The sequence below is a fragment of the Streptomyces sp. NPDC050997 genome (assembly GCF_040660135.1).
Classification (GTDB): domain Bacteria; phylum Actinomycetota; class Actinomycetes; order Streptomycetales; family Streptomycetaceae; genus Streptomyces.
The window spans coordinates 1-12,780 of sequence record NZ_JBFAGK010000038.1; the positions used below are offsets into that span (position 1 = coordinate 1).

The following is a 12,780-nucleotide window of genomic DNA, read 5'->3' on the forward strand; positions in this document are numbered from 1 at the left end:
CCTCCTCCGCCTTGCAGCTGCACGCACCACACCCCGCTCAGGTCGGCCAGGAAGCACCGCTGCTTTCCTGCGGCCTGATCCAAACGACAGGCCCTGGTGGCTTCCTCTGGCGGCTGCCTCCAGCGGCTCCCTCCTGCGGCTCCCTCCGGGGCGGACCGGTGCGCGCCCTTGGGCGTCGGCCGTCGTGCCGGACGGTCTAGGCTCGGCTCATGTTCTGGCCGATGTTCGCGGTAGCTGTGGGTTTTCTGGGTCTCGCCGTTCTCGGGGTGTTCGCGGTCCGGGTGTTTCTGGAGGCGCAGCGTCTGGGCAGGCAGGTCACGGACTCCGCCCGGCGTATCAACCGCGCCGCCGAGGACCTGGAGCGGGCCTCCCTGAGCGCGGCCCGCGCTGTCGACTCACTGTGAGTGACCCAGAGCGTTCCCTGTGAGTTGCGGGTGTGATGCGCTTTGGGCCACTTCGCCCTGTCACCTTGACGGGGTCGGCAGGTACGCTGCTGATCGCGGACCGGAGAACGAGGCCCGGATCGCGGACCGGGATTACGCGCGGGGATTGCCAGGCGTTTACCCCTGAGCGTTACGATCGCTGCCAAGCACGATTGATAGGACACATGTCCGACCGGTCGGACAGCATCCCCACCCAAGCCGCCTCGGTGAGAAGGTAAAGACTTATGTTCGGAAGGCTCGGCGCCCCCGAGATCATTCTCATCCTCGTCGTCGTCATCCTGCTGTTCGGCGCCAAGAAGCTTCCCGACATGGCGCGCTCCCTCGGTAAGTCGGCCCGCATCCTCAAGAGCGAGGCCAAGGCGATGAAGACCGAGGGCCAGGACAATGCGTCCGCTCCGGCGGCTCCGCCGAACGACGACCAGCAGCCCCCGGTCCAGCGCACCATCCAGGCAGCTCCCGGCGACGTGACCAGCTCCCGCCCGGTCGCCGAGCCGACGGACACGACCAAGCGCTGACGCAGGGCCGGTGACCTCCGGCCCGCCGCACGAGATGGGAACGTGGGTTGCTGAAGTCTGCCCGCAAGAAGGAGAAGGATCCCGAGGGGCGGATGCCTCTCGGGGAGCACCTTCGTGAGCTCCGCAACCGGCTCGCGAAGGGCATGTTGGCGATCACGGTCGTGTCCGTGGTGGTCGCCTTCTACAGCCAGGAGCTGATGAACTTCCTGATGGACCCCGTCCCGCGTTGCACCAGCGGACTGGGCGAGTCCACGGGCGGTACCTGCGCGGTCATCGCGTACACCGACCTGCTGTCACCCTTCACCACCACGGTGAAGGTCTGTTTCATGGCGGGCATCATCATCTCGAGTCCGGTCTGGCTCTATCAGCTCTGGGCGTTCGTCGCGCCGGGGCTGCACCGGCACGAGCGGAAGTACACGTACTGGTTCGTGTCCGCGGCCGTACCGCTCTTCCTGGGCGGTGCCGCGCTGGCCTACACGGTCCTGCCGATCAGCATGCGCGTGCTCCTCGGGATCACGCCCGACGGCTCGGCGAACATCCTGCCGATGGACAAGATCCTGGACTTCATCGTCCGGATGATCCTGGTCTTCGGCGCCGCCTTCGAGCTGCCCCTGCTGCTCGTCATGCTCAACTTCAGCGGCATGGTGACCGGACGCCGGATGGCCGGCTGGTGGCGCGGTGTGGTCATGGGCGTCTTCGTCTTCGGCGCCGTCGCGACCCCGACCACCGACCCCTTCGGCATGATCGCGCTCGCCGGACCGATCGTGGTCCTGTACTTCATGGCGGTCGGTGTCTCCCTGCTGAACGACCGGCGACGCAGACGCGCCAACCCGGACGCCGAACTGGACGACGACGAGGCCTCGCAGCTCGACCTCACGCCGGAGGGCATCGGCGAGATCGAATCCGTGTCCGCCTCGAAGGCACTGCCGCACCAGGCGAGTGGCAGCGCCGAGGGCACCGCGGTGGTCAACGGCTACGACGACGTCACCTGAGCCGGACTGCGGGGCCGTAACGACAGGGCCGGACGGAATATCCGTCCGGCCCCTTCCGTGCGCGTGTACGCGCGGTAGCGGTGCGTTCACAGAGCGGGAGTACGGCCCCGCCGGCGGTCCGGATCCGGATAATGATCGTCCGTTGTCAGTGGGGCCCGGTACGCTCGAAAGCACGATGACAGAGGACCTCTCACCGGCCGAGCGGTATACGGCAGCACGTAGGCGCGCTGCCGAGCAGGCCACCGCGCTCGCCGACTTCCGCGAGATGTACGACTTCGGCCTCGACCCCTTCCAGATCGAGTCCTGTCAGGCACTCGAAGAGGGGAAGGGCGTCCTGGTGGCCGCGCCCACCGGATCCGGCAAGACGATCGTCGGCGAGTTCGCCGTCCACCTCGCCCTCCAGCAGGGCAAGAAGTGCTTCTACACGACACCCATCAAGGCGCTGTCGAACCAGAAGTACGCCGACCTCTGCCGCCGGTACGGCGCGGACAAGGTGGGCCTGCTCACCGGCGACAACAGCGTCAACTCCGACGCCCCGGTGGTCGTGATGACCACCGAGGTACTGCGCAACATGCTGTACGCGGGCTCGCAGACCCTGCTCGGCCTCGGTTACGTGGTGATGGACGAGGTGCACTACCTCTCCGACCGCTTCCGTGGCGCCGTATGGGAGGAAGTGATCATCCACCTCCCCGAGTCGGTCACCCTCGTCTCGCTGTCGGCCACCGTGTCGAACGCCGAGGAGTTCGGCGACTGGCTCGACACGGTCCGCGGCCACACCGAGGTGATCGTCTCCGAACACCGGCCCGTGCCGCTGTTCCAGCATGTGCTCGCCGGGCGGCGCATGTACGACCTGTTCGAGGAGGGCGAGGGCCAGAAGAAGGCCGTCAACCCCGACCTCACGCGGCTGGCCCGCATGGAGGCGCAGCGTCCGTCGTACCAGGACCGCAGGCGGGGCCGCGCCATGCGCGAGGCCGACCGGGAGCGCGATCGCCGACAGCGCTCGCGGATCTGGACACCTGGCCGGCCCGAGGTGATCGAACGGCTGGACGCCGAGGGCCTGCTTCCCGCCATCACGTTCATCTTCAGCCGCGCCGCCTGCGAGGCCGCCGTACAGCAGTGCCTGTACGCGGGCCTTCGGCTCAACGACGACGAGGCGCGGGAGAGGGTGCGTGCCCTGGTCGAGGAGCGCACGGCCGCCATCCCCAGCGAGGACCTGCACGTCCTCGGGTACTACGAGTTCCTGGAAGGCCTGGAGCGCGGTATCGCGGCCCACCACGCGGGCATGCTGCCGACCTTCAAGGAAGTCGTCGAGGAACTGTTCGTACGCGGCCTGGTGAAGGCCGTGTTCGCTACCGAGACACTCGCGCTGGGCATCAACATGCCCGCCCGGTCCGTGGTGTTGGAGAAGCTCGTCAAGTGGAACGGCGAGCAGCACGCCGACATCACACCGGGCGAGTACACGCAGTTGACGGGGCGTGCGGGCCGGCGTGGCATCGACATCGAGGGCCACGCGGTCGTGCTGTGGCAGCGCGGGACGAGCCCCGACCACCTGGCGGGACTGGCCGGCACCCGTACCTATCCTTTGCGCTCCAGCTTCAAGCCGTCGTACAACATGGCGGTCAACCTTGTCGAACAGTTCGGCCGGCACCGCTCGCGCGAGCTCCTGGAGACGTCCTTCGCGCAGTTCCAGGCCGACAAGTCGGTCGTCGGGATCTCCCGGCAGGTGCAGCGCAACGAGGAGGGGCTGGAGGGCTACAAGGACTCCATGACCTGCCACCTCGGCGACTTCGAGGAGTACGCGCGACTGCGCCGCGAACTCAAGGACCGCGAGACCGAGCTGGCCAAGCAGGGCGCCAGCCAGCGGCGCGCCGAGGCCGCCGTGGCGCTGGAGAAGCTCAAGCCGGGTGACGTCATCCATGTCCCGACCGGCAAGTACGCGGGCCTCGCGCTGGTGCTGGACCCGGGGCTGCCGGCCGGACGGTCCAACGGCCACCGGGGCTTCGAGCACCACGACGGTCCGCGCCCGCTGGTGCTGACCGCCGAGCGGCAGGTCAAGCGGCTCGCGTCGATGGACTTCCCGGTGCCCGTCGAGCCGCTGGAGCGGATGCGGATCCCGAAGTCCTTCAACCCGCGCTCACCGCAGTCCCGTCGGGACCTCGCCTCGGCGCTGCGCACCAAGGCCGGGCACATCCCGCCGGAGCGGGCCCGCAAGAAGCGCGCCCAGGCCGCCGACGACCGGGAGATCGCCCGGCTGCGTACGGACATCCGGGCGCACCCCTGCCATGGCTGCAACGATCGTGAGGACCATGCCCGTTGGGCCGAGCGTTACCACCGGCTGCTGCGGGACACCTCACAGCTGGAGCGGCGCATCGAGGGCCGCACGAACACCATCGCCCGTACGTTTGACCGCATCGTCGCGCTGCTGACCGAGCTGGACTACCTGCGCGGTGACGAGGTCACCGAGCACGGCAAGCGGCTCGCCCGGCTGTACGGCGAGCTCGACCTGCTGTCCAGCGAATGCCTGCGCGCGGGCGTGTGGGAAGGGCTCGGCCCGGCCGAACTCGCCGCGTGTGTCTCCGCGTTGGTGTACGAGTCGCGGGCCGGCGACGACGCGATGACGCCGAAGCTGCCGTCGGGCAAGGCCAAGGCCGCGCTCGGGGAGATGGTGCGGATCTGGGGGCGCCTGGACGCCATGGAGGAGGAGTTCCGGATCACCCAGAGCGAGGGCGTGGGGCAGCGCGAGCCCGATCTCGGATTCGCCTGGGCCGCGTACATGTGGGCGTCCGGCAAGGGGCTCGACGAGGTGCTGCGTGAGGCGGAGATGCCGGCGGGGGACTTTGTGCGGTGGTGCAAGCAGGTGATCGATGTGCTGGGGCAGATCTCGGCGGCGTCCGCCGCGGAGGGGTCGACTGTGGCGAAGGCTGCGCGTAAGGCGGTTGACGGGTTGCTGCGGGGGGTTGTGGCCTACTCTTCCGTGGGCTGACGGGTTGGGTGGCGGGTGCGGGTGCGCTGTGGCTGGTCGCGCCCACGCGGCGGAGCCGCACATTGATACAGCCCCGCGCCCCTTAGGAGTTGGGGGCCACGTCAGTTCAACGGTTCCGGTACGCTCGCCAGCTGCCGTACTGCGTGATGTCCTCTGCGTCCGTCAGGGCGCCTGGCTCGCACAGAAAACCCGGCACGCTGGTGCCGTCCGCCAGTTCCACTCTGCCCAGCGCCATCGGGCGCGGGAGTGCCGCCAGTAGGCGGCCCAGGCCCTCCGCCGGGAGGCGCCACACCTCCGTCTCGATTGCCGCGCCGCTCTCGCCCACGTGGACCAGACCCGGCTTCGGCGGGGCGGTTCGCAGGGCGTGCAGGCGGTAGACCGGGGCCGTCGTGGTCGTGCGGTCCAGGCGGGCGCCCAAGGACAGTAGTTGTGGGTTGAGGGGCTGGCCCGACAGGTGTGCCCCCACCACCGCCAGTCGGGTCTCAGGCTGGAGCAGCCGGGCGATCGTGGCCAGGCGTTCGTCGGTGAACGCCGGGCCGATCAGCATCACGCCGAAGGGGAGGCCGTTTGTCTCGCCCGCCGGGACGGCCACCGCGGCCAGGTCGAAGAGGTTGGTGGAGTTGGTGAAGCGGCCCAGGCGGGCGTTGGCGCCCAGGGGGTCGGCGGCCACCTCGGCGAGCGTCGGGTGGCCGGGGGCGGTGGGGAGCAACAGGGCGTCCGCGTCGGCGAGTTCGGCCAGCGCCCGGGTGCGCAGGACGGCCAGATGATCGGTGTCGGCGAAGAGCCGGTGGGCGGGAATGTCCCGGGCGCGGGTGATGATGCCGGCGACGGTGGGATCGAGGGACGGGTCGTTCGCGGCCAGCGCTTTGTCGACAAAGTCGCCTACGGCTGTGTAGCGCTCGGCCACGAACGCGCCCTGGTAGAGCATCGCCGCGGCCTCCGTGAAGGGGCTGAGGTCGAGCTCCCGAACCGAGGCGCCCGCGGCGACGAGCTGGTCCACCGCCGCCTCGTAGGCCTCCGCCCAGCCCTCGTCCAGCTCGCCGAGCTGTTCCCGCGCCGGGACGGCGACGCGCCAGGGGCCCGGGGCCCGCTGGGGGAGCGGGGTGAGGTCGCGGCCCGGCGGGGACGCCATGTGGGCCAGGGACTGCTCGGCCTCGGGAAGCGTGCGCGCGAAGACCGTCACGCAGTCCAGGGAGGCGCAGGCCGGGACCACGCCCGTGGTCGGGACCAGGCCCCGGGTGGGCTTGAGGCCGACGATGCCGTTGAAGGCGGCCGGGATACGGCCCGAGCCCGCGGTGTCGGTGCCCAGCGCGAAGTCGACGATGCCGAGGGCCACCGCGACGGCCGAGCCGGAGCTGGAGCCGCCGCTGATCCTGGCCGGGTCGTGCGCGCCCCGTACGGCGCCGTGCGGGGAGCGGGTGCCGACCAGCCCGGTCGCGAACTGGTCCAGGTTCGTGGTGCCCACGACGATGGCGCCCGCCGCGCGGAGGCGGGCGACGACCGGCGCGTCGGCATCGGGCCGGTAGGCGTACGACGGGCAGCCCGCGGTGGTGGGCAGGCCGGCCACGTCGATGTTTCCCTTGGCGGCGAACAGGCGTCCGGCGAGGGGAAGTCGAACGCCTGCGGCGACGAGCTCGTCGATCTTCCGGGCCTCCGCCTCGACCTCCGCCCGCGGGCGCAGGTCGATCCAGATCTCGGGCCGGTCCACGGCCTCGACGCGGGCGTAGGCGGCGCGGACGCGCAAGAGAGTGCTGGACATTCCTTGTTCCTCTTTCACTTCGCGGCCGGGACCAGGACGACCAGTGCCGTGCCCGCCTCCACCTGGTCCCCGGGCCGGGCCAGGACCTCCGCCACCACGCCGTCCATCGGCGCGTGCACCCGGGACTCCATCTTCATCGCCTCCAGGGCGAGCAGCGGCTGACCGGCCGTCACCGCGTCGCCGGGCGCGATGTTCACCTGCCAGACGGAGGCGGCGAACTCCGCCTCGACGAGGTGCCCGCCGGGCGGGACGGTGACCTCGGCCGGGGGAGCGGCCGGTGCGGCCGCCGCCTGCGCCCGGGTGAACTCGCCCGCCGCCTCCCACGCGTCCCGCTCCGCGGCGAACGCGGTCTGCTGCCGGGACCTGAACTCGGCGACCGACCCGGCGTTCTCGGCGAGAAACGCCTGGTACTCGGCCAGGGAGAACGTGCCCTCCTCGATGCGGGGCACGAAGCGGCCGGACGTGATGTCGGCGCGCAGGTCGAGAAGCTCGTCCGCGTCGACCGGATACCACTTGATCCGGTCGAAGAAGCGCAGCAGCCAGGGTGAACCCGGCTCGAACGCGCCGCGCTGCTGCCAGCCCGACCACACCTGGGTCGTCCGGCCCACGAACTGGTAGCCGCCGGGGCCCTCCATGCCGTACACGCACAGATACGCCCCGCCGATGCCGACGGAGTTCTCCGCCGTCCAGGTACGTGCCGGGTTGTACTTGGTCGTCACCAGACGGTGGCGGGGATCCAGCGGGGTGGCCACGGGGGCACCCAGATACACGTCGCCCAGGCCCAGTACGAGGTACTCGGCGTCGAAGACCGTGCGGTACACGTCGTCCACCGACTCCAGGCCGTTCACGCGGCGGATGAACTCGATGTTCCACGGGCACCAGGGCGCGTCGTCGCGGACGCCCGCCATATAGCGGGCGATCGCCTCGCGGGTCGCCGGGTCGTCCCAGGAGAGGGGGAGGTGGACCGTGCGGGAGGGGACGACGAGTTCGTCGCTCGGGGGGAGGGACGCGGTGATCTCCCGTACCGCGGCCAGGAGTTCCTGCTGCGTCAGACGCCGTGGGTCGGCCTGGATCTGGAGCGAGCGGATGCCCGGGGTGAGGTCGGTGATCCCCTCCGGGCCCCGCGCGGCCACGCTCTCCATCAGGGCGTGGACACGCATGCGCAGGGCCAGATCGAGCTGCATCGGGCCGAACTCGACGAGCAGGTTGTCGTCGCCGCTGCGGCGGTAGGTCACATCGCCGTCCCGGGCCAGGATGCCGCCGTCCACGATCGCCGCGCGGGGGCCGCCCGACACGTCCACCGGCACGAAGCGCACCGTGTCGCCGGGGCGCAGCTGGCCCAGCTTCCAGCGCTCGGTGCTGAGCACCGTCGCCGGGCAGACGAAGCCGCCGAGCGACGGGCCGTCCGGGCCGAGCAGCACCGGCATGTCGCCCGTGTAGTCGACGGCACCGACCGAGTACGGGGTGTCGTGGATGTTGGACGGGTGCAGGCCCGCCTCGCCGCCGTCGGCGCGGGCCCAGCGCGGCTTCGGGCCGACCAGGCGGACACCGGTACGGGCCGAGTTGAAGTGGACCTTCCAGTCGGCGGCGTAGAAGTCGTGGATGTCGTCCTCGGTGAAGAACTCCGGCGCGGCGTGCGGGCCCTCGACGGCGCCGACGTGCCATACGGCGGTGAAGTCGGGGCGGTCTTCGAGCGGCACCGGGCCGCTCTCGGCCGACAGGTTGCCGCCCGCGGTGGCCGGGTTACCGCGCCCGGCCACCGGGTTGCCGCCCGTGGTCGTCGGCCCGTCTGCGGTCGTCGGCCCGTCCGCGGTCGCCGTCACGCCCGTGTTCGTCGACCCGTCCGCGGTCGGTGTCCCGGCGTGCAGGACGTCGCCCGTGCGCAGTGCCCGGCCGCCGTGTCCGCCGAAGCGGCCCAGGGTGAAGGTGCTCGCGCTGCCGAGGAAGGCGGGTACGTCGAGGCCACCGGCGAACAGCACATAGGTCCGCAGGCCGTGCTCAAGGGGCGCGCCGACCTCGAGTACGGCCCCCGCGGGCACCGTCAGCGGCTCCCACCGCGCGAGGGGCGTACCGTCCACGGTGACGGTGGCGGGCGCGCCCGTCACACACACGGTGGTGGGGTGCGTGAACCTCAACACCGGGCCCTGGAGGGTGCATTCGAGCCCCGGCGCGCCCTCGTCGTTGCCGAGTGCCCGGTTGCCGAGCCGGAAGGACCGGTCGTCCATCGGACCGCACGGTGGAACGCCGACCTGCCAGTACCCGGTGCGGCCCGGCCAGTCCTGCACGGTGGTCAGGGTGCCGCCCGAGACCACCTCGATGCGCGGGGTCGGGTCGCTCACCCCGGCCAGGGTCGCCGTGGAGTGCGTGGCCTCGCGGAAGTTCCGGTCCGTGAGCGCCGCCCGCACCAGGCCCAGGTTCGTCTCGATGCCGTCCACGCGGGTGCGGGCCAGGGCCTCGTCCAGCCGCCGCAACGCCTGCGCCCGGTCGGGGCCGTACGCGATGACCTTCGCGAGCATCGGGTCGTACGACGTCGTCACCTCGGTGCCCGTCTCCACCCAGCCGTCGACGCGGACGCCCGCAGGGAACTCCACCCGGGTCAACAGGCCTGCCCCGGGGCGGTGTTCACGAGAGGGGTCCTCGGCGTAGAGGCGGGCCTCGACGGCGTGGCCGCGGGGTGTGCCCGGCTCGCGCACGACGTCCTTCTCGCCGCGTGCCAGGCGGAGCATCCAGGCGACCAGATCGACGCCGTAGATCTCCTCGGTGACCGGATGCTCGACCTGGAGCCGGGTGTTGACCTCCAGGAAGTACGCCTCCTCGCGGGCGGCGTCGTAGACGAACTCGACGGTACCGGCGGAGCGGTAGCCGATCGACGCGCACAGGTCGCGGGCGGCCGCGGCGAGTCGTTCACGGGTGTGCGACGGCAGTCCTGGGGCCGGGGCCTCCTCCAGGACCTTCTGGTTGCGGCGCTGGAGGGAACAGTCACGGTCGCCGAAGGTGACCACCCGGCCGTCGCCGTCGCCGAAGACCTGCACCTCGACATGGCGGGCGTGCTCGACCAGGCGTTCCAGGAAGACACCGGCGGACGAGAAGGAAGCGGCGGCGACGCGCTGCACCCGCTCCCAGGCGTCGGCGAGTTCGTCGGCGGAGCGACAGGCCGACATACCGATACCGCCGCCTCCGCCGGTCGCCTTGAGCATGACGGGGTAGCCGATGACCTCGGCCCGGTCGAGGGCCTCGTCGAGGGAGCCCAGCAGCCCCGTGCCGGGAGCGAGCGGCACTCCGGCGGCCTCGGCGGCGGCCCGGGCCGTGTGCTTGGCGCCGAACAGCTCCAACTGCTCCGGCGTCGGGCCGACGAACACGATCCCGGCGTCCTCGCAGCGGCGCGCGAAGGACGCGTCCTCGGACAGGAATCCGTAGCCGGGATGGATCGCGCCCGCGCCGGTGTCCTTCGCCGCCCGCAGCACCAGGTCGGCGTCGAGGTACGACTCCTTCGCGGGCGCCGGGCCGAGCCGTACCGCCTCGTCGGCGAGCCGGACATGGGGTGCGCGGCGGTCCGGGTCGGAGTACACGGCGACCGTGCGCAGGCCGAGTTCGCGGGCCGTGCGGATGATCCGGACCGCGATCTCTCCCCGGTTGGCGACCAGCAGCGTGTCGAAGGTCATGCCGCGCCCGCCTCGGTGATCGTCATCTCCACCGCCGTCGGTTCGAAGCCGTTGCAGGGGTTGTTGATCTGGGGGCAGTTGGAGACCAGCACCAGGACATCGCGTTCGGCGCGCAGGGTCAGGGTCAGCCCCGGTGCCGAGATGCCGTCGACGATGCCGAGGGTGCCGTCCTTCTCGACCGGCACGTTCATGTACCAGTTGATGTTGGAGACGAGGTCGCGCTTGCCGAGCCCGTACCTGGCGCCCTCGGCGAGGAAGTTGTCCACGCAAGCGTGCTGCGACCAGGTGTGATGGCCGTAGCGCAGGGTGTTCGACTCCTTGGAGCAGGCTCCGCCGACCGTGTCGTGGCGGCCCACCTCGTCGGCGACCAGCGTCATCAGCGGGGTGTGTTCGTTGGACATCAGCACGCTGCCCGTGGTCAGGAAGACGGCGCCCTGTGCGTGGATCGTGTCGGGGGCGCTGTAGCGAACCGACGTGTCGTGGGCGTCGTAGACGAGGAAGTCGACGGCCTGGTTGCCGTGCAGGTCGGTGATGGTGAGCGTCTCACCGGCACGGACGACGGACGACCAGGCGGCGCGCGCCGCCACGACGGCGGTGCGCGCTTTCAGGTGCGGGTGCGGGTGCGGGTGGGTGTGCGGCTGTGGGCGCGTGCTCATGCGAGCCCCCTCGAGGCGAGGAATTCGGTGGTGTTGAGGAAGGCGCGGCGGCTCTCGGGACCGGCGTCCCACAGGGGATCGCCAGGCCCGGTCGCCTCGGCGCGCCAGGCGAGCACCTCCAGCGGGGTGCTGACGTACTCGGGGCGTGGATCGGCCGGGTGCGGCACGTTCGCGATCAGTACGGTGACGTCCTGCTCGGTGCGCAGGGTCACGCTCGCGCCGGGACCGGCCGAGCCGGTGAAGTCGAGAGTGCCGTCCTCACGTACCTCCACGCCCTGGAAGAGGGAGAGCGACGGTGGCAGGTCGCGGGGCTCCAGGCCGTTCTTGGCGGCCGCCAGCTTGAACAGCTCGCGGCCCGCCGGGGAGGGGCTCTGCGGGGTGCCGTCGCCGTAGCGTTCGGTGTTGCGGACGAGTGTGGAGGTGCCGCACAGCGCGTCGTGCCGGCCGGAGGTGTCGGCGACCACCGAGGCGAGGACCCGGCCCTGGTCGGACAGCAGCAGCCGCCCCTCGCCCAGGTACGCGTTCCACTGGACCTTCACCGTGTCGGCGACGTTCAGCCGCTCCCAGGGCCGGTCGGCGGCGTACAGGAGCAGGTGGGCGCAGGCGTCGCCGCGCAGGTCGGTCAGGCGCAGCTCGGTGCCGCGGGCCAGGACCCGGTGCGTGTAGTTGCCGCCCGCGACGGTCTCGGCCCACACCAGGTGGCCGGCCTCGCAGGGCGGGGCAGGCCAGTCCCCGGCCGGGACGACGGGCATCGCCTCGGTGCGGGTGCCCTCCTGGGCACGCGCATGGGCGCGGGCTCCGTAAGTGGTCGTTGTCGCCATCGCGGGACCTCCGGCTCCGGGGGTGTGGTCTTTTGTCCTGCCGCGGGGCCTGGTGTCGCCGGCCCCTATTTCTGTCGCTCGACAGAAATTAGGCGTGAGGCGCGTCACCGGCGTTGCCGCCGCGTTGCCGCTCGGTTACCTGGCCCTCACGAAGATCGCCGAGAGGGGTGGTGTGCGAGGATCGACGTATGGGGACAGCGGATGCACAACCGGGCCGACGGGTCGGCCGGCCGCGAGTCGCGCAGCGGCCGGACAGCGGGCTGGAGCCGCGTGCCGAACTCCTCGCGGCCGCCGCGGAGTTGTTCACCACCCTCGGCTACGGCGCCACCTCCACCAGGGCCGTCGCCGAGCGCGCCGGCATGCGCCAGGCGTCCATGTACCACTACGTCTCCGGCAAGGAGGAGCTGCTCGCCCAGCTCCTGGAGTCCACCGTCACGCCCTCGCTGGCATACGCCCGTGAGCTCCTCGCCGACGACACCGCCCCGGCCGAGGACCGGCTCTGGGAGCTGTGCCGGGGGGACGTGGAGGTGCTCTGCGGGGGGTCGCACAACCTCGGCGGTCTTTATCTGCTGCCCGAGGTGCGCGCCGAGCGGTTCGCCGGTTTCCATGCCGTGCGCGCCGAACTCAAGGACGCCTACCGGCAGTTGATCGCCGCGACAGTGGCCGGCGGCACGCTCGCCAAGAGCGCGCTCGACCTCCGTACGGACCTGGTGTTCGGGCTCATCGAGGGCGTCATCCTCGTCCATCGCTCCGACCCCGAGCGGTCCGTTTCGGTGTTCGCGGAGGCGACGGCGGACGCGGCCCTGCGTATCGCCGGGGTCTGACCCGGCGAGCTGCGGCCCGGGCACTTCACTCGTCACGGTGAGTCTTTTCGTATGCCTGTACATCGTGACGCACCGTGTGCGAATGGAGCGGCAGCGTGTAAATGGGGCCGAGCGTACCCCCCTCG

9 protein-coding genes are annotated in these 12,780 nt (G+C 71.2%); 5 read left to right on the plus strand and 4 right to left on the minus strand.

The features are described from left to right. Positions 1-209 precede the first annotated feature (209 nt). The 4 genes from AB0H86_RS42625 to AB0H86_RS42640 all read left to right on the plus strand — a co-directional run bounded on the left by AB0H86_RS42625 (position 210) and on the right by AB0H86_RS42640 (position 4,933). The gene (locus AB0H86_RS42625) at positions 210-404 is read left to right on the plus strand and encodes a hypothetical protein (RefSeq protein ID WP_362451482.1); all 195 of its coding nucleotides are present in this window, start codon (positions 210-212) and stop codon (positions 402-404) included. A 263-nt stretch (positions 405-667) separates the two neighbouring features. Beyond that, positions 668-958: a Sec-independent protein translocase subunit TatA gene (gene tatA, locus AB0H86_RS42630; RefSeq protein WP_362451484.1), complete on the plus strand. Its 291-nt coding sequence runs from the start codon at positions 668-670 to the stop codon at positions 956-958. 92 nt (positions 959-1,050) lie between these two features. Further along, the gene (gene tatC, locus AB0H86_RS42635) at positions 1,051-1,950 is read left to right on the plus strand and encodes a twin-arginine translocase subunit TatC (RefSeq protein WP_362451552.1); all 900 of its coding nucleotides are present in this window, start codon (positions 1,051-1,053) and stop codon (positions 1,948-1,950) included. 175 nt (positions 1,951-2,125) lie between these two features. Continuing rightward, complete coding sequence (locus tag AB0H86_RS42640; protein WP_362451486.1) at positions 2,126-4,933, plus strand: DEAD/DEAH box helicase; 2,808 nt, start codon at positions 2,126-2,128, stop codon at positions 4,931-4,933. Between the two features lie 106 nt (positions 4,934-5,039). Here AB0H86_RS42640 and atzF read toward each other — a convergent pair whose 3' ends face one another. From atzF to AB0H86_RS42660, 4 genes are read right to left on the minus strand one after another with little or no spacing between them, the layout of a single operon-like run. Then, complete coding sequence (gene atzF, locus AB0H86_RS42645) at positions 5,040-6,692, minus strand: allophanate hydrolase (protein ID WP_362451488.1); 1,653 nt, start codon at positions 6,690-6,692, stop codon at positions 5,040-5,042. A 14-nt stretch (positions 6,693-6,706) separates the two neighbouring features. Continuing rightward, on the minus strand, positions 6,707-10,354 hold the full coding sequence (locus tag AB0H86_RS42650) for a biotin carboxylase N-terminal domain-containing protein (RefSeq protein WP_362451490.1): 3,648 nt from the start codon (positions 10,352-10,354) through the stop codon (positions 6,707-6,709). Continuing rightward, positions 10,351-11,010: an urea amidolyase associated protein UAAP2 gene (locus tag AB0H86_RS42655; RefSeq protein WP_362451492.1), complete on the minus strand. Its 660-nt coding sequence runs from the start codon at positions 11,008-11,010 to the stop codon at positions 10,351-10,353. Before AB0H86_RS42655 ends, AB0H86_RS42650 begins: the two co-directional genes overlap by 4 nt. Beyond that, a complete protein-coding gene (locus tag AB0H86_RS42660; RefSeq protein ID WP_362451493.1) occupies positions 11,007-11,831 on the minus strand; it encodes an urea amidolyase associated protein UAAP1 in 825 nt (274 codons plus the stop codon). Before AB0H86_RS42660 ends, AB0H86_RS42655 begins: the two co-directional genes overlap by 4 nt. A 188-nt stretch (positions 11,832-12,019) precedes the next feature. Here AB0H86_RS42660 and AB0H86_RS42665 point away from each other — a divergent pair, with 188 nt between their 5' ends. Further along, positions 12,020-12,655, plus strand: coding sequence for a TetR/AcrR family transcriptional regulator (locus AB0H86_RS42665; protein WP_362451495.1), 636 nt, complete (start codon positions 12,020-12,022; stop codon positions 12,653-12,655). Positions 12,656-12,780: the final 125 nt, after the last annotated feature.

Coding starts and splice junctions, on each gene's coding strand:
- AB0H86_RS42625 (WP_362451482.1), top strand. CDS start 210: ATGTTCTGGCCGATGTTCGCGGTAGCTGTGGGTTTTCTGGGTCTCGCC.
- tatA (WP_362451484.1), top strand. CDS start 668: ATGTTCGGAAGGCTCGGCGCCCCCGAGATCATTCTCATCCTCGTCGTC.
- tatC (WP_362451552.1), top strand. CDS start 1,051: ATGCCTCTCGGGGAGCACCTTCGTGAGCTCCGCAACCGGCTCGCGAAG.
- AB0H86_RS42640 (WP_362451486.1), top strand. CDS start 2,126: ATGACAGAGGACCTCTCACCGGCCGAGCGGTATACGGCAGCACGTAGG.
- atzF (WP_362451488.1), bottom strand. CDS start 6,692: ATGTCCAGCACTCTCTTGCGCGTCCGCGCCGCCTACGCCCGCGTCGAG.
- AB0H86_RS42650 (WP_362451490.1), bottom strand. CDS start 10,354: ATGACCTTCGACACGCTGCTGGTCGCCAACCGGGGAGAGATCGCGGTC.
- AB0H86_RS42655 (WP_362451492.1), bottom strand. CDS start 11,010: ATGAGCACGCGCCCACAGCCGCACACCCACCCGCACCCGCACCCGCAC.
- AB0H86_RS42660 (WP_362451493.1), bottom strand. CDS start 11,831: ATGGCGACAACGACCACTTACGGAGCCCGCGCCCATGCGCGTGCCCAG.
- AB0H86_RS42665 (WP_362451495.1), top strand. CDS start 12,020: ATGGGGACAGCGGATGCACAACCGGGCCGACGGGTCGGCCGGCCGCGA.